The organism is Streptomyces sp. NBC_00554 (assembly GCF_041431135.1).
In the GTDB taxonomy this organism is placed as follows: domain Bacteria; phylum Actinomycetota; class Actinomycetes; order Streptomycetales; family Streptomycetaceae; genus Streptomyces.
On sequence record NZ_CP107799.1, the window covers coordinates 4643422 to 4659592 of the forward strand.

Here is a 16171-nt window from a genome sequence, read left to right on the forward strand (position 1 = left end):
TCTCCCTCGTGGGGAACCTTCCGTCTCAGAGCGCGCCAGGCGCGTCGAACGCTTCAACCGACGCCACCGCACACATGGTTGTCGCCGGGGACGACGCCCTGGCGCACCGGCTGGCCGCCGAACTGCGCGGAGTGTACGGGGAGCAGGTGACCCTGGTCGTGCCGCCCGCCCATCGGAGTGTGCGGCCGCCGGTGGTGGGACGGACACGGGCCACCGCTCTGTTCGACCGGGTGTCCGCCGCGGTGAACCGGGCCGCCGGGAACGGTGACCCGGCGACCGCCCGGACGTCCGAACCACCCGGCACGGAAAGGGTGTTGGAAGCCGCCGAACTCACCGAGGCGGTGCTCGCCGAGGCCAGTGTGGAGCGGGCCGCCGCGCTGGCGCTGGTGTACGACGACGACGAGACGAACATCCGGGCCGCGCTCACCGCCCGGCGGCTCAACCCGCGGATCCGGCTGGTCCTGCGCCTCTACAACCGTCGCCTCGGCCACCACATCGAGGCGCTCCTCGACCAGGCCTCGGCGCTGGCCGCCGCGGGAGCCGACGGCGCTGACGATGGCGGCGAAGGGTTCGACGCGTCCACCACCGTCCTGTCCGACGCCGACACCGCCGCGCCCGCGCTGGCCGCGACCGCCGTGGCCGGCACCAGCAAGGTCGTCCAGACGGACGGGCTGATGCTGCGCGCGGTGGAACGGCCGCCGCCCGCGCCCGGAGAGGTCGCCGATCCCGGACTGTGCACGCTGGCACTGCTGTCCACCACGGCCAGCGACCCCGCGGGCGCCGACGGGTCCGAGAGCAGCGGTACGCAGGGCCCCCGGCTGCTGCCCGACGAAGAGGCGGTGGCCGCCGCGACCGGGCGCGGAACCGTCGTACTGGAGAACGTCTCCTACTCCGGTCCCTCCTCGCCCCCGGGGCGCAGCGTCGTGCCGTTCGGCTCACTGATGTCGCGGCGGCTGCGGTGGTCGTTCGCCGGGCTCGTGGCGTGCGTGGTCGGTCTCGCGGTCGCGTCGATGCTGGTTACCGGGGACCATCCGCTGCGTGCGACCTACCTGACGCTGCTCGACCTCTTCGGCATCAACGACCCCGCGATCGGGCGGCCGATGGGGGAACAGGTCCTTCAACTCTTCTCCGGGCTCATCGGGTTGCTGCTCCTTCCGGTGCTGCTCGCCGCCGTCCTCGAGGCGCTCGGTACGTTCCGCAGCGGGTCCGCGCTGCGCCGGCCGCCGCGCGGGCTGTCCGGGCACGTGGTGCTGCTCGGGGTCGGCAAGATCGGCACGCGCGTGCTGGCGCGCCTGCGTGAGCTGCACATTCCCGTGGTGTGCGTCGAGGCCGATCCCGAGGCCCGGGGGCTGGCGCTGGCCCGGCGGCTGCGGGTGCCCGTGGTGCTCGGCGATGTGACGCAGGAAGGCGTACTGGAGGCCGCGAAGATCCATCGGGCCCATGCGCTGCTCGCGCTGACCAGCGCGGACACGACGAATCTGGAGGCCGCGTTGTACGCCCGTACCGTGCGGCCCGATCTGCGGGTCGTACTGCGGCTGTACGACGACGACTTCGCGACCGCCGTGTACCGGACGCTGCGGGCCGCGCACCCGGGGGCCCTCACCCGGAGCCGGAGTGTGTCCCATCTGGCCGCGCCCGCGTTCGCCGGGGCGATGATGGGGCGGCAGATTCTCGGGGCGATTCCTGTGGAGCGGCGGGTGCTGCTGTTCGCGGCCGTGGATGTGGGCGGGCATGCGCAGTTGGAGGGGCGGACTGTCGGGGAGGCGTTTCGGGCGGGGGCGTGGCGGGTGCTCGCGCTGGACACCGACCCGAGGTCGGCGTCGTCCCCCAGGGCCCCCAGAGCCCCCGGGTCCTCTTCGGGGCTTGTGTGGGACCTTCCCTCTACGTATGTGCTGCGGGCCGAGGACCGGGTGGTGCTGGCCGCGACGCGGCGGGGGTTGGCGGAGTTGCTGGGGCGGAGGGCTCGGGAGCGGGCGGGGGCGTAGGGGGGTGTTTTTTCGCCCCCGCCGCCCCTACCCGTCCCTTGTTCCTGGGGGCTCCGCCCCCAGACCCCCGTATCGGCCTGGACGGCCTCGTCCTCAAACGCCGGACGGGCTGAAACCGGGCGTAGCCCGGAAGGATGGGACGGGTAGGGGCGGAGGGGGCGAAGAAACCACCCGCTAGCCCCCGAGGTGCCTCTCCGCGAAGTCCAGTTCCAGGCGGACCTGCTTGATGCGCTCGTCCACGACCAGGGAACCGTGGCCCGCGTCGTAGCGGTAGACCTCGTGGACGGCGTCGCGGGCGGTGAGGCGGTCGACGTAGTTCTCGACCTGGCGGATGGGGCAGCGGGGGTCGTTGACGCCCGCCGAGATGTAGACCGGCGCCTTCACGGCGTCGACGTACGTGAGGGGGGACGACGCCTCGAAGCGCTCCGGGACCTCCTCCGGGGTGCCGCCCAGCAGCGTCCGGTCCATGGCCTTCAGCGCTTCCATCTCGTCGTGGTACGCCGTGACATAGTCGGCGACCGGAACGGCGGCGATACCGAGCGTCCAGGCGTCCGGCTGCATGCCGAGGCCGAGCAGCGTGAGGTAGCCGCCCCAGGACCCGCCGGTGAGGATCAGGCGGTCGGGGTCGGCGAGTCCGGACGTGACCGCCCATTCGCGGACCGCCGCGATGTCCTCCAGCTCGATGAGACCGACACGGTGCTTGAGCGCGTCCGTCCACTCACGCCCGTACCCGGTGGAACCCCGGTAGTTGACCCTCACCACCGCGTACCCGTGGTCCACCCACGCCGCCGGCCCCGCCGCGAACGAGTCGCTGTCGTGCCAGGTCGGACCACCGTGGATGTCGAAGACGGTGGGGAGCGGGCCGGTCACGCCCGCCGGCTTCTGGACCAGGGCGTGGACGCGACCGCCGGGGCCCTCCACCCAGACGTCCTCCACCGGGACGGATCCCGGGGACTTCATGCCCGGCGGGTCCAGGACCACCTCACCCGTGGTGGAGCGGACCACGGACGGCTCGGCCGCCGACGACCACAGGTACTCCACGCTTCCGTCGGGCCGCGCCGTCGCCCCGGACACCGAGCCCGCCGGGGTCGGCACGGGGAGCAGCTCACGGGACGCCAGGTCATAGCGCCACAGGTCGCTGCGGGCCTCGAAGCTGTGCGCGACGAGCAGCGCGGAACCGTCCGGATACCACTCGGCGCCCACATCACCGGGAAGGTCGAGGGCGAGGTCCGTCTCCTCGCCGGTCGCGACGTCCCACACCATCGGCTCCCAACGACCGCGCCGCTGGTGCCCGATGAGCAGCCGTGTGTCCCCGTCGACCGGGGCGAAGCCCAGCACCTCGAGGCCCAGCTCGACCGTGCCGCCCTTGGTGTCGTCGAGCTCCGTGACCGCCGAACCGTCCGGGCGCAGCACCCGCAGCGCCGAGTGCATCGCGTCGCCGTGCTCGGTGTGCTCGACGACGATCAGCGAGCCGTCGTGCGAGAGGTCACCGACGCCGGCGGATTCCCGGTGACGGTAGATCTCCACGGGGTCCTCGCCGGTCCGCACCACATGGATCGTCGAACCGTCCTCGTCCGTGGACCGCCCCACGACGGCCGTACGCCCGTCCCGGCCGATCGCGAGTCCACCGGGGTACGAGGGCTCAAGGCCCGGGGCCGCGGGCTCGTCGGAGCCGTCGGAGCCCTGGGAGGTGTGCGAACCGTCGAAGCGCTGTCGGCGCCAGATGCCGAACTCGTCCCCGTCCTTGTCGTCGAACCACCAGATCCACTCGCCGTCGGGCGAGAGCACCCCGTCCGTCGTACCGTTCGCCCGGTCCGTGACCTGGCGCTGCTCCCCCGTCACCCGGTCCCACGCGTACAACTCGTACGTCCCCGTCGCGTTCGAGACGAACAGCGAGCGGTGCGGTGCGTCCTCCGCCCAGTCCGGCAGCGACACCCGCGGCGCCCGGAAGCGCTTCTCCCAGTCCGGCATGGACCCCTTGCTCTCAGTCATGGCCCCATATTGCCTGGCGCGCACGACACTCCGCTGCCAAGGTCCCCAGCCTGTGGATAACTTCGCGGCCCCACCAGTCTCCCGGGCCGCGCAGGCCGAGGCCGGTTGTCAGTGGTCGGGTGCAGACTTCTTCGCATGACCGATCTGCGCAAGACAGTCGAGAGCTACTGGGCCACCGCCGACGCCCGGGACTGGGCGGCGTTCGCGGACATGCTGGCCGAGGACGTCGTGTACACGCTGCCTCAGACGCGGGAGGTGATCCACGGCAGGGAGCGGTTCGTCCAGTTCAACCGCGAGTATCCGGGCGACTGGCATGTCCGGATCGAACGTGTCGTCGCCGAGCCCGGCCAGGCAGTCACCTGGATCCTCGTCACGGTGGGCCTGGAGGAGATGCACGCGATCACGTTCTTCACGGCGGACGAGTCCGGTCGAATAGCCTCCATCACCGACTTCTGGCCGGAGCCGTACGAGCCCCCGCCGGGGCGCGAGCACCTCGTCGAGCGGTACTGACTCCAAGGCCCGACCCCGCGTACCCGCCAGCGAAACGGTGCCGTACCCCGACGCCCTGCCCCGCCCGGCGGCCCCGTACCTTTGAAGTCGTGTACCGGTTCCTGCTGACGCCCCGCTGGTGGGGGATCAACGTCTTCGTGCTGTTGGCCATCCCCTTCTGCGTGTTCATGGGGTCATGGCAGTTGGGGCGGTTCGAGGACCGGGTGCAGACCAGCCGGGACGCCAGTGAGCAGGCCGAGGCGGCGAAGACGGAGGCGGCCCGGCCGCTCGCCGAGCTGCTGCCCGTGGACAAGAACACGTCCGGCAAGCAGGCCACCGCGACCGGCCGGTACGCCGAGCAGCTGCTCGTGCCGGACCGCGAGGTGGACGACAAGCGCGGCTTCTACGTACTGACGCTGCTGCGGACCGACGACGGCAGGGCGCTGCCCGTCGTCCGGGGCTGGCTGCCCGGCGACGCGGACCCGGCGAAGGCCCCGGCCCCGCCGGCCGGCGAGGTCACGGTGACGGGCGCGCTCCAGGCGTCCGAGAGCCCGGGGTCGAACGGGGTGAGCGCTGTCGGCGGGCTGCCCAAGGGCCAGACCGGCGCGATCAGCTCGGCGTCGCTGGTGAACCTGGTGCCGTACAAGATGTACGACGCCTGGATCACCCTCGCCAAGGCCGACAGCGGGATGATGGCGGTTCCCGCGACCGCGGCGCAGGACACCGGCCTCGACCTGAAGGCGTTCCAGAACCTCGGCTACACCGGTGAGTGGTTCGTCTTCGCGGGCTTCGTGGTCTTCATGTGGTTCCGGCTGCTGCGCCGCGAGGTGGAGTTCGCCCGGGACGCGGAACTGGGCCTGGTCCCGGACGAGGAGCCGGCACCGGACACCGCCGGTACGCCGGTCTCGTAGACCTCCGGAAAGACCCGCAGCCAGACCCGGGAACTACGAGGCGTCGGCCGCCAGCATCCCGGTCCGGTACACCGTCCCCGCGCACGCGTTGGAGACCGTCGTCGTCGCCGTGGCCGTACCCGTCTGGTCCGTGTGCGAGACGGTGACGCTGCCCTCGGCCACCCCGTCCTCCGTGATGAGCTGCGTCGAGGTGCCGCCGCTGTCCGTGGAGGTGCCGCCGGAGGTGGTGGCGTCGTCCGTGGTGGTCGGGTCGGGCGAGGGCTCGCTGGTGGTCGGGCAGGTCTCCGAAGGCACCCAGGCGAACTTCACGACGTACGAGGCACCCGGCTGAAGTACCAGGGAGGTGACCTCCGTGGAGGGGTCGGGCAGCCCGCTGGCCGCGTCGCCCGCCACATGGTTCACCACGCTGATCTTGGTGGCGTCAGCCGCGCCCTGCGTGACGGTGCTCACGGTGCCCGCGCCGCTGACCGAGCACACGGCGGTGGAGACGTTCGAGACGGCGAAGGAGCCGTAGACCGTGCCGGTGGAGTCCGGGTCGCCGAGGGCGCTGGTCGCCCCGCCGAGCTGGTCCACGGTGCAGGTGGGCGCGGTCACCGAGGAAGCCGTCGGAACAGCGCCGCCCGTGGCGGCCCCGGTGTCCGCGCCCGTACTCGCCGACGGCGTGCCCTTCGGGCCTTCCTTGCCCGGATCCTTGGCCGTGCCGGAGGAACCGCCCACCGCGTGCTCCCCGCCGTCCGTGCTCTTGCCCTGCCCCGAGCCGCCCTCTGTCTGCGAGGTGTTGCCCGCGATGGACGGATTGGCGTTCGGTCCCGAGGCGTTCGAGACGTGCAGCAGGGCCGGGACGGCCGTGCCGACGAAGAGCGCGGCGGCCGCCATCCCGACCGCGGCGTGGCGCTTGCGGGCCCGCCGGGCCGGCACCGCGCGGCGCAGGTGCTCCAGGGTGCCGTCGGTGGGTTCGATCTCCTGGACGGCCTGGTGCAGCAGGAGCCGCAGCGCCCGCTCGTCCGAGCCGAGCCCTTCGGGATCGGGTCCGTCCGAGCCGAGCCCTTCGGAGATCTGTACGCCGGAGCCCTGTACGTCAGTACCGCGTCCGCCGTCGGGACCGTGCCCGCCGTCCGGACCGTGTCGTCCGTCGCGGCCGTGTCCTTCGGGGCCGTGATTCACAATTCCGTTCCCAGCGTGCGATTGCTTGTGCTCGTGTTCGGGGCGCCCGGGTTCCTCGGGGCGCCGCCGCTCGTCGTACTCGCTCATGCCGGAGCCTCCATGGCGACACGGAGCGCTGCTATGCCGCGCGAGCCGTACGCCTTGACCGACCCCAGCGACACCCCGAGCGTCTCAGCGACCTGCGCCTCGGTCATGTCCGCGAAGTAACGCAGCACCAGGACCTCGCGCTGGCGGCGCTGGAGTCCCTTCATCGCCTTGATCAGCGCGTCGCGCTCCAACTGGTCGTAGGCGCCTTCCTCGGCGCTCGCCATGTCGGGCATCGGCTTGGAGAGGAGCTTGAGGCCGAGGATGCGCCGACGCAGGGCGGACCGCGAGAGGTTCACGACGGTCTGGCGCAGATACGCGAGCGTCTTCTCCGGGTCGCGGACGCGCTTGCGCGCCGAGTGCACCCGGATGAAGGCCTCCTGGACGACGTCCTCGCACGACGCGGTGTCGTCCAGCAGGAGCGCCGCGAGGCCCAGGAGCGACCGGTAGTGGGCGCGGTAGGTCTCGGTGAGATGGTCGACGGTGGTTCCGGCGGCCGTGCTGTCCTCGGCGCCGTCGCGCTGGTTCGGTAGGCGGGCGGGCCGCGCTGCGGGCATGGGCGCGATCACCGGCATGCCGCCGGGCACGCCGGGGCTGCGGAGTCGGCGGGGTGGACGAAGGGCGTTGCCCCTCGTCTGTACCGCGGTGAATTCGAGTACCTCTGCCACGCCAGTTGGACACGCGTCCCCCCGCGAGGGTTGTACGCATCAGGCATCGCGTTTGCGTCAGGCACCCCTTTTGACAATGCGTCAAATGCCCTCATGCGTACCAGCTCATCCCCTATGTCCCGTTTTACCGCGACGCCCGGCCACCCCTGAATGGCGACCGCAAAGACGCTCCCCGCCCTCCGCACGGTTGCGGAAGACGGGGAGGAAAATCTTCGAACGACTGGTGACTCGTTTCAAGTGGTCCGGACCATTATTCGCACCACATATCGGCGGCCGATCGCCGCCGCACGCACCCGGTCGACCACTCCGGCCACCTGAAGACCGGAACACCCGCCCGGATGCTCAGGCCACTTGAAGACCGAGACACCCATCAGGACGCACCGGCCACCTGAAGACCGGGACGTCCATCCAGATGCTCGCACCACACATCCAACACAGATCCTACAAACGAATCCCCGGAAGGCCACCAGGATTCCGGCCCCAGGTCATGCTTGACGCGAAACTTAAAGCCTCGTGATCTCCGCCGCCACGAGCTCCGCGATCTGCGCCGTGTTCAATGCAGCACCTTTGCGCAGGTTGTCCCCGCAGACAAACAGTTCGAGTGCCGTCGAATCGTCCAGCGAGCGGCGTACCCGGCCGACCCAGGTCGGATCGGTGCCCACCACATCGGCGGGGGTGGGGAATTCACCGGCGGCCGGGTTGTCGAACAGCACCACCCCGGGCGCCGTGGCGAGGATCTCCCGCGCCTTGTCGACGGTGACCTCGGCCTGGAAGCGGGCGTGGACGGTGAGGGAGTGCGTGGTGACGACGGGGACGCGTACGCACGTCACGGCCACCGGCAGCGTGGGGAGCCCGAGGATCTTGCGGGACTCGTTGCGTACCTTCATCTCCTCGGAGGAGAAACCGTCCTCGGCGAGGGACCCGGACCACGGCACCACGTTCAGCGCGACCGGCTCCGGGAACGGTCCGGTGTTGTCGCCCACCGCCCGCCGTACGTCACCGGGCTTGGTCCCCAGTTCCGTACCGGCGACCAGCGACAGCTGCTGCCGCAGGGTGTCGATGCCCGCGCGGCCCGCCCCGCTCACCGCCTGATAGCTGGATACCACCAGCTCGCGGAGCCCGAACTCGGCGTGCAGCGCGCCGAGGGCCACGATCATGGAGAGGGTCGTGCAGTTCGGGTTGGAGATGATCCCGCGCGGGCGCACGCGCGCCGCGTGCGGATTCACCTCGGGTACGACGAGGGGCACGTCCGGGTCCATCCGGAAGGCGCCGGAGTTGTCGACGACGACCACGCCCTTGGCGGCGGCGATCGGCGCCCACTGGGCGGCCACCTCGTCGGGTACGTCGAACATGGCGACGTCGACGCCGTCGAAGGCCTCCTCCGTCAGGGCGACGACCTCGACCTCCTCGCCGCGCAGGTTCAGCTTGCGGCCGACCGAGCGCGGAGAGGCGATGAGACGGATCTCGCCCCAGATGTCCGCGTGCTGGGACAGGATCTGGAGCATGACCGTGCCGACGGCTCCGGTCGCACCCACGACAGCGAGCGTCGGCTGTTCGGTCCGCGTCGGTCGTTCGGTTCGCGACCCGGTACGGGCCATCAGCGGCCCGTGCCCCCGTAGACGACGGCCTCGTCGCTGTCGGAGTCGAGCCCGAAGGCGGAGTGCACGGCGCGCACCGCCTCGTTGACGTCGTCGGCTCGGGTGACGACCGAGATGCGGATCTCGGAGGTCGAGATCAGCTCGATGTTCACATTGGCGTCGGTCAGGGCCTCGAAGAAGCCGGCCGTGACACCCGGGTTCGTCTTCATGCCGGCGCCGACGAGCGAGATCTTGCCGATCTGGTCGTCGTAGCGCAGCGAGTCGAAGCCGATGACGCTCTTCGCCTTCTCCAGAGCGTCGATGGCCTTGCGGCCCTCGGTCTTGGGGAGGGTGAAGGAGATGTCGGTGAGGCCCGTGGTGGCCGCGGACACGTTCTGCACGATCATGTCGATGTTGATCTCGGCGTCGGCGATGGCGCGGAAGATCGAGGCGGCCTCACCGGGCTTGTCCGGGACGCCGACGACCGTGATCTTGGCCTCGGAGGTGTCGTGAGCGACACCCGAGATGATGGCCTGCTCCACCTTCTGGTCCCCTTGCTGCTGTGTCTTTCGAACGGGTGGTTCGCTGCTGACCCAGGTGCCCTGCAGTCCGCTGAAGGACGAGCGCACATGGATCGGGATGTTGTAGCGGCGCGCGTATTCCACACAGCGGTGGAGCAGCACCTTGGACCCGGAGGCCGCCAGCTCCAGCATGTCCTCGAAGGCGATCCAGTCGATCTTCTGTGCCTTCTTGACCACCCGCGGGTCGGCGGTGAACACGCCGTCCACGTCGGTGTAGATCTCGCAGACCTCGGCGTCGAGGGCCGCCGCCAGCGCGACGGCGGTCGTGTCGGAGCCACCGCGGCCGAGCGTGGTGATGTCCTTCTTGTCCTGCGAGACGCCCTGGAACCCGGCGACGATGGCGATGTTGCCCTCGTCGAGCGCCGTACGGATACGGCCCGGCGTGACGTCGATGATCCGCGCTTTGTTGTGGACCGAGTCGGTGATGACACCCGCCTGGCTGCCGGTGAACGACTGGGCGCTGTGGCCCAGGTTTTTGATCGCCATGGCAAGGAGCGCCATGGAGATCCGCTCTCCCGCGGTCAGCAGCATGTCGAACTCTCGCCCGCTGGGCATCGGAGATACCTGCTCGGCGAGATCGATCAGCTCGTCCGTCGTGTCGCCCATCGCGGAAACGACCACGACCACCTGGTGGCCGTTCTTCTTCGCTTCCACGATCCGCTTGGCGACACGCTTGATGCCCTCGGCATCGGCTACGGAGGAACCTCCGTACTTCTGCACGACAAGGCCCACGTGCGCTCCTCGATCAATCCGTATCTGCACCGCACAACTGCGGTCGGCTCAGTCTAACGAGCGGCCGGAATTCCCCTCCGGGGTATCGCATCGTGAGATGTCCCGCCCACGAGGTGATCACCCGGTCCGTCAGGACTGCGAAGTCCTCCGGCCGCTCCGGAACGGCATCTGCCCGCCCCCGGGTCCTGCCACGCGGGAAAGTGCGCCGTGTCACACAGGCGAGTCATGACTCAACTTTCAAGTACTAGGGTTCCCACGTGCGCGTACTCCTGGTGGAAGACGACGAACCGGTCGCCGAATCGCTCCGGCGCGGCCTGCTGCGCTACGGCTTCGAGGTCGAGTGGGTGACCACGGGCGGGGCGGCCCTGACGTACGAGGGCCCCTACGACGTCGTCCTCCTCGACCTCGGGCTGCCCGACACCGACGGCCTCGACGTCTGCAAGGCGCTGCGGGCGCGCGGCGACGTCCCGATCATCGTGATCAGCGCCCGCAGCGACGAGACGGACCGCGTGGTCGGGCTCGAGCTCGGCGCGGACGACTACGTCACCAAACCCTTCGGGGTACGTGAGGTCATCGCGCGGATAAGAGCGGTGATGCGGCGCGCACAGCCACGCAACGACGCGTCTTCGCCGACAGGCCCCGATCAGTACGGCGAGCACCTGACCATCGACCGCAAGGCCGCCCGCGTACGCCTGGACGGCGAGGAGGTCGCCCTCGCACCCAAGGAGTACGACCTGCTCGCGTTCCTCACCGAGGAGCCCGGCGCGCTGATGTCGCGCGAGCAGATCATGGAGGCGGTCTGGGACGCGAACTGGTTCGGGCCGACGAAGACCCTCGACGTCCATGTGGCGGCGCTGCGGCGGAAGCTGGCGGGCGCGGTGACCATCGAAGCCGTACGGGGGGTCGGCTTCCGCCTGGAGATCGCCGGCGGGCTGCCCTCATGATCCGGCAACTGATCGTCAGTTACGTCCTGTTGGTCGCCGTAGCCCTGACGGCCTTCACGGTGCCGGTGGCGTTCACCCTGACCGCGCAGCTGCGCGGGGACACCGAGGAGTCCGTACGGCGGGAGGCGCGGACCATGGCGCTGCTGCTCGCGGACGGGGACGCGGCCTCGCGGGCGGCGCTGACGCGGATGTCCGAGGCGTACGCCGCCGAGACGCCCGGCACGGTCGATGTGCTCCCGGCCTCGGCCACCGACGGGAAGACCACGGCGCACTGGGGTGACGGGGCGCTGAAGGTGACCGTACCGGCGGTCGCGGACGGCGGCCGGACGGTGGGCGCCGTCCAAGTCACCTATCCCACCTCGGACTTGACCTCACGCCTGTGGCGGATCTGGGGCTTCCGGGCGGTCCTCGCGGTGGGCGTGCTCGCGGTGGCGGCCGGCCTCGGTGCGCTGGTGGCCCGCCGACTCACCCGCCCGCTGCGCCAGTTGAACGAGATGGCGAGCCGTTTCGGCGACGGCGACCTGACCGCCCGCTCGCCGGTCACGGGCCCGCCGGAGACGCAGCAGCTGGCCCGCACCCTGAACTCGGGCGCGGAACGGCTCGACATCCTGATCGACTCCCAGCGGATCTTCGTGGCCGACGCCTCGCACCAACTCCGTACCCCTCTCACGGCGTTGCGCCTGTCGCTGGACAACATCGCGGACGGGGCCGATGACTTCTTCGTACGCGAGGACGTGGAGCAGGCCACGGCCGAAGTGGTGCGGATGAGCCGCCTGGTGAACGGCCTGCTCGTGCTCGCCCGGGCCGAGGCGAAGGTGTCCGCGGCGGAGGCACTGCCGCTGCGGGAGCTGGTCGAGGAGCGGCTGAGCGTGTGGAGACCGGCCGCCGAGGAGCGCGGGGTCACCATCGCGATCGAGGGAGAGTTCGGCGGCCGGCCGGCTGTGCTGGCCAGCCCGGGGCACCTGGACCAGGTCCTCGACAACGTGCTCTCCAACGCCCTGGAGGTGTCCCCCGACGGCACGACGATCACCGTACGGGTGTCAGTGGACGCCGACTCGGTGGAACTGTCGGTCCTCGACCAGGGTCCCGGCATGTCGGACGCCGAGAAGTCCCGCGCCTTCGACCGCTTCTGGCGCGGTCAGGGCCTGACCGGGCGCTCCGGCTCCGGACTCGGCCTCGCCATCGTCAAGCAGCTGGTGACCGACGACGGCGGGACCGTGGCCCTGCGGGACGCGCCCGGGGGCGGCCTGTGCGTGGCGGTCAGTCTCCGTCCGGCAGCAGCGAGGAGTGGTGGTTGACGATCAGCCACTCGCCGTCGCGCTTCTCGTACTCGTACGTGTAGCGGGCCTCGGCGGTGCTCTTCGCGCCGGTCACCGGGTCGGTGAGCTGGAACTCGTACAGACCCGTGTCGATGGCGGAGTTGTTGTCGAGAACGTTGATCACCGTCTGGACCTTGGAGGCCTCGGGCTTCTTCGCGAGGAAGCCCTCCATGTAGTCCACGATCCCCGCGCGGTCCGTACGGATCTCGGCCGAGAGGGTGGGCAGCAGCACCGCGTCGTCGGCGTATCTGTCGGCGACGACCTCCGGGTCGCCCGTCTTCAGCGCGCTGCTCCAGCCGTCGAAGAGGGCGGCGATCTCCTTCTTGGTGGGCTTGCCGCTCTGGTGCTCCGGGGTGGCCGCGCTGACGCCGGCGGTGATGGTTCCTGCGGCGATCAGGGCCGCGGCGGTGGCTGTCGCGGCGCGGGTGCGTATGTGACGTTGCATCACAACTCCTGTGCATGGGGGGTTCGTTGCTCCGTCTTGGTGCCTTCCGGGAGCGGTTCAACCTTCCTCTCGCGCAGGTAAAGAGCCGCCCTGGAAACGATCAGCGCATGGCCAAGGTTTGCCGAGGATTCAGGGGGAGGGTCAGCCCGCGGCCGGCAGCACGGAGGAGTGGTGGTTGACGATCAGCCACTGGCCGCCGCGCTTCTCGTACTCGTACGTGTAGCGGGCCTCGACCTCGCGCTTCTCGCCGGTCTCGGGGTCGGTCAGCGTGAACTCGTACAGACCCGCGTCGATGGCGGAGTTGCTGTCGAGAACGTTGACGACGGTGCGGATCTTCTTGCCCTGCGGCTTGTTCGCCAGGAAGTGCTCGAAGTAGTCGACGATCCCCGCGCGGTCCGTACGGATCTCCGGCGAGACGGTGGGGAGAAGCACCGCGTCGCTCGCGTACCGGTCGGCCACCGTCTCGGCGTCGCCGGTCTGCAGCGCGGAGTTCCAGCCGTCGAACAGGGCGGCGATCTGCGCCTTGGTGGGCTTGGTGCTCTTCGACTCCGGGCCGGCCGTGCTGACGCCGACGGTGACGGTGCCCGCCGCGACGAGGGCGGCGGCGGTGGCTATCGCGGCGCGGGTACGGGTCTGGCGCTTCATGGCAACTCCAGTGCGGGTGAGGTGGGTTGCTCCTCTTCGGTGGGAGCAGTTCCACTTTCTCTTCGCACTGGTTAAGGGCCGTGCAGCGGACGTGCAGGGGACGGCCAGGGTCTTTCCAAATCAGTCGGGCCGCGCGGGGGACCCGAGGTAGAGCCACCCTCGCATCTTCCGCGCATACGCGGAGTCACCGAGCGCCTGCATAGTGTCCTCAAGGACCGCCGGTGCCAGTGCGTCGGCCTGCGCGCCCTCTCCGGCCGACCGGAGGAGCATCACGTGGATGGCACGAGCCACCAGTGTCATCACGTGGGATCTGCCGTAGATCATCCCGAACCCGGCGACAGCCTCCTCGATCAGCAGGGCGGCCTCGTCGAAGTCACCCGCCTCCCGCCGTGTGTAGAACAGTTCCATTCTGAGGTGGACAACGGTCGGATGGCCTTTCCCCAACGTTGTGATCGCGTCGGCGAGTTGGCTCTCAAGGGAACGAACGGAAGCCTCGCCGCCTTGTTCCGAGCCCAGTTCCCGACGGAGTCTGTGCAGCAGCAGACGGGCATTGTGGGTCCCCGGGTGGTCATCGCCCAGCGCACGTGCCGCAGCTTCGGCGTTCTCGCGTGCGAGTGTCAGCGCGCGCTCCCCATCGCCTGTCTTCTCCAGCACATCGGCCAACAGGCCACGAGTCTGGAACACCTTCGGATGATCGGCCCCCAGCGCACGCTCGGTGTCCGCCAGAATCTGCTCGTAGAGGACGAGGGCCAGGTCGAATCTCTCCACACCCTGATATCCCACGGCCAGCCGGCTGCGGGCCAGGCGCACCTTCTCGTGGTCCGGGCCCCAGACAAGCAGAGCAGCGGTGACCGCGCGCTTGCCCAGCGCCAACCCGCGTTCGAAATGGCCGTCCCTCGCGTACTGCGACGCCGCCTCGCCGTAGAGCTCCGCCATCTCGGCCGTGTCCGTCTCCGGTGCGGTTCTCGACGCCAAAGCCTCGACATGCGCCGCCCAGACACGGTGGGCGTCCTCCCATTCGCCGTCCTCGTCGGTCGCCGTCTCCAACTCCAGAAGTAGCCGCACGGCGATCTCGCGCCCAACCTCGACACGCCTGGGATCCGGGCGCGGACCAGCACGCTCCGGCGTACGGGCCACCGCCTGCACCAACCGGTGCACCGAGATCGTGTTACCACGCAGAGTGATCATGCTGTGGGCCGCGAGGCGCCGGATCGCCTCGGTGATCTCCGGCGGGCTCCCGAGGAACTCCAGGTACGTACGCGGAATTCCGTCCGGCGCCCACCAGCCGGTGGCCTCCAGGATCATCTGGGCCGCCGGGGTGTCGGCAAGCCGCGTCAGCGTCACGTTCCAGACCCGGGCCACCGTCCGCTCCGCGTCACCGCCTTCCGCCGTGGCCGCGTACATGTCCGCCGGATAACTGGCCAGCAGCGTCAGGTACTTGCGCGGGCCGATCCCCGCTTCCCGACAGTACGCGGCGGCCTGGTCGACCGCCAGCGGCAGGTACCCCAACTCGCGGCACAGCTCCTCGACGCCGCCGCTCTGCCCCGGACAGACCTTCGTGAACAGCTCGACCGCCTCCGCCGGTTCGAGCACGTCCAGGTCCAGTGGCTCGGCGATCCCCCGCCAACTCGTCGCGCCCCGGCGGGTGGTGATCAGGAAGCGGCCACCCGGCGCCCGCGCGAGGAGGTGCCGGATGTCGGCGGGGTCGGAGACGTTGTCGAGGACGAGCAGCCAGCCGTCGTTGGCGGACAGCCACTGGAGCGTACGTTCGCGGAAGGCGTCCTCGGACAGGACGTCGACCAGGGCGGGCTGAAGCGCACGGCCGAGAGCGGCGAGGCCCGCGTCCACACCGGTCCGGGACTCGGCGGTGATCCACCAGACCGGGTTGAAGTCCACCGCCCGGCCGATCGCCCAGTGCGCGGCCAACGTCGACTTCCCGATCCCGCCCAGCCCGTGCACGGCGTGCACGACCACACCGCCGGGCTCGCCGAACGCCCCGTCCAGCAGCGCGAGTTCGCGCCCACGTCCGACGAACTGCGCGCTGCGGTCGGGGACGTTGCGCACCGGGAAGGTGCAGGGCCCCAGCGCGAACGCCTCCGGCGGCAGCATCGTCGCGTGCTCGGCCAGCGTGGCGAAGTCCCCGGTCGCCACCTGCCGGATGTTCCCGCCTGCGGCGACCGAGCGGTCTCCGGAGGCCTCCACCGACTCGCCGCTCACGAGTCGCTCGTCGACGCGTTGCCGGTCGACGCGTTGCCGATGTCGCCGCCGGCGGCGATGGAGCGTTCGCCGGAGGCGGTGACGGTGCGGTTGGGGGGCGGCGGGGTCGAGGCGGGCATCGTCGGTGGAGCCGTGGCCGTGCTGCCGTCGCCTGTCGCCACCGATCCGATGTTCCCGCCCGCGGCGACGGACCGTTCACCGCTCGCGGTCACGGAGGACGCGGGTGCCGCGGGGGCCGACGACTGGGTGACCAGCACGTACAGCGTGAGCGCGAGCCCGATCAGCGCGGCGGCGCCTCCCGCCACGCTCGCCCATGGGTCCGCCGCGTCGACGTCGAGCAGGCCGCCGACGACCAGTCCGACGGCCCCCGCCGCACACAGCCCAATTCCGGTCCACAGCACTGTCTTTGGCCCCATAC

The 16171-nt window shown here is 70.4% G+C and carries 14 protein-coding genes; 5 read left to right on the top strand and 9 right to left on the bottom strand.

The genetic code is table 11. The features are described from left to right. Positions 1-74: 74 nt before the first annotated feature. Positions 75-1985, top strand: coding sequence for an NAD-binding protein (locus OG266_RS20245; protein WP_371547578.1), 1911 nt, complete (start codon positions 75-77; stop codon positions 1983-1985). Between the two features lie 174 nt (positions 1986-2159). Here OG266_RS20245 and OG266_RS20250 read toward each other — a convergent pair whose 3' ends face one another. Further along, positions 2160-3977, bottom strand: coding sequence for a prolyl oligopeptidase family serine peptidase (locus OG266_RS20250; RefSeq protein WP_371547580.1), 1818 nt, complete (start codon positions 3975-3977; stop codon positions 2160-2162). A 135-nt stretch (positions 3978-4112) separates the two neighbouring features. Between OG266_RS20250 and OG266_RS20255 the strand changes: the two genes are divergently transcribed. Together OG266_RS20255 and OG266_RS20260 are read left to right on the top strand one after the other, a co-directional pair. Continuing rightward, positions 4113-4487 (top strand): nuclear transport factor 2 family protein, encoded by a 375-nt coding sequence (locus tag OG266_RS20255; protein WP_266457388.1) that lies wholly within the window; start codon positions 4113-4115, stop codon positions 4485-4487. A gap of 89 nt (positions 4488-4576) precedes the next feature. Next, positions 4577-5377 (top strand): SURF1 family protein, encoded by an 801-nt coding sequence (locus tag OG266_RS20260; RefSeq protein WP_371547584.1) that lies wholly within the window; start codon positions 4577-4579, stop codon positions 5375-5377. Positions 5378-5410: 33 nt separating this feature from the next. On the opposite strand, the gene OG266_RS20265 is transcribed toward OG266_RS20260, so the two are convergent. The 4 genes from OG266_RS20265 to OG266_RS20280 all read right to left on the bottom strand — a co-directional run bounded on the left by OG266_RS20265 (position 5411) and on the right by OG266_RS20280 (position 10183). Beyond that, entirely contained in the window at positions 5411-6628 is a 1218-nt protein-coding gene (locus tag OG266_RS20265; RefSeq protein WP_266457392.1) for a hypothetical protein, read from the bottom strand. After that, entirely contained in the window at positions 6625-7200 is a 576-nt protein-coding gene (locus OG266_RS20270) for a SigE family RNA polymerase sigma factor (protein ID WP_323178311.1), read from the bottom strand. Before OG266_RS20270 ends, OG266_RS20265 begins: the two co-directional genes overlap by 4 nt. A gap of 596 nt (positions 7201-7796) precedes the next feature. After that, positions 7797-8891, bottom strand: coding sequence for an aspartate-semialdehyde dehydrogenase (locus tag OG266_RS20275; RefSeq protein WP_371547587.1), 1095 nt, complete (start codon positions 8889-8891; stop codon positions 7797-7799). Continuing rightward, a complete protein-coding gene (locus OG266_RS20280) occupies positions 8891-10183 on the bottom strand; it encodes an aspartate kinase (RefSeq protein ID WP_329546351.1) in 1293 nt (430 codons plus the stop codon). The genes OG266_RS20275 and OG266_RS20280 overlap by 1 nt, the downstream gene beginning before the upstream one ends. Before the next feature lie 257 nt (positions 10184-10440). On the opposite strand from OG266_RS20280, the gene OG266_RS20285 reads away from it, so the two are divergent. After that, a complete protein-coding gene (locus OG266_RS20285; RefSeq protein ID WP_371547591.1) occupies positions 10441-11127 on the top strand; it encodes a response regulator transcription factor in 687 nt (228 codons plus the stop codon). Then, positions 11124-12425 (top strand): sensor histidine kinase, encoded by a 1302-nt coding sequence (locus OG266_RS20290; protein WP_371547593.1) that lies wholly within the window; start codon positions 11124-11126, stop codon positions 12423-12425. The genes OG266_RS20285 and OG266_RS20290 overlap by 4 nt, the downstream gene beginning before the upstream one ends. On the opposite strand, the gene OG266_RS20295 is transcribed toward OG266_RS20290, so the two are convergent. The 4 genes from OG266_RS20295 to OG266_RS20310 form a co-directional block, all read right to left on the bottom strand. After that, positions 12388-12891, bottom strand: a complete 504-nt coding sequence (locus tag OG266_RS20295; protein WP_371547596.1) for an SgcJ/EcaC family oxidoreductase — start codon at positions 12889-12891, stop codon at positions 12388-12390. The genes OG266_RS20290 and OG266_RS20295 overlap by 38 nt on opposite strands. Before the next feature lie 141 nt (positions 12892-13032). Then, positions 13033-13536 carry an SgcJ/EcaC family oxidoreductase gene (locus OG266_RS20300; protein ID WP_371547599.1) on the bottom strand — a complete coding sequence of 168 codons (504 nt, stop codon included), beginning with the start codon at positions 13534-13536 and terminating at the stop codon, positions 13033-13035. 120 nt (positions 13537-13656) lie between these two features. Beyond that, complete coding sequence (locus tag OG266_RS20305) at positions 13657-15753, bottom strand: tetratricopeptide repeat protein (protein ID WP_371547602.1); 2097 nt, start codon at positions 15751-15753, stop codon at positions 13657-13659. Beyond that, positions 15750-16169 (bottom strand): hypothetical protein, encoded by a 420-nt coding sequence (locus OG266_RS20310; protein WP_371547605.1) that lies wholly within the window; start codon positions 16167-16169, stop codon positions 15750-15752. Before OG266_RS20310 ends, OG266_RS20305 begins: the two co-directional genes overlap by 4 nt. Positions 16170-16171: the final 2 nt, after the last annotated feature.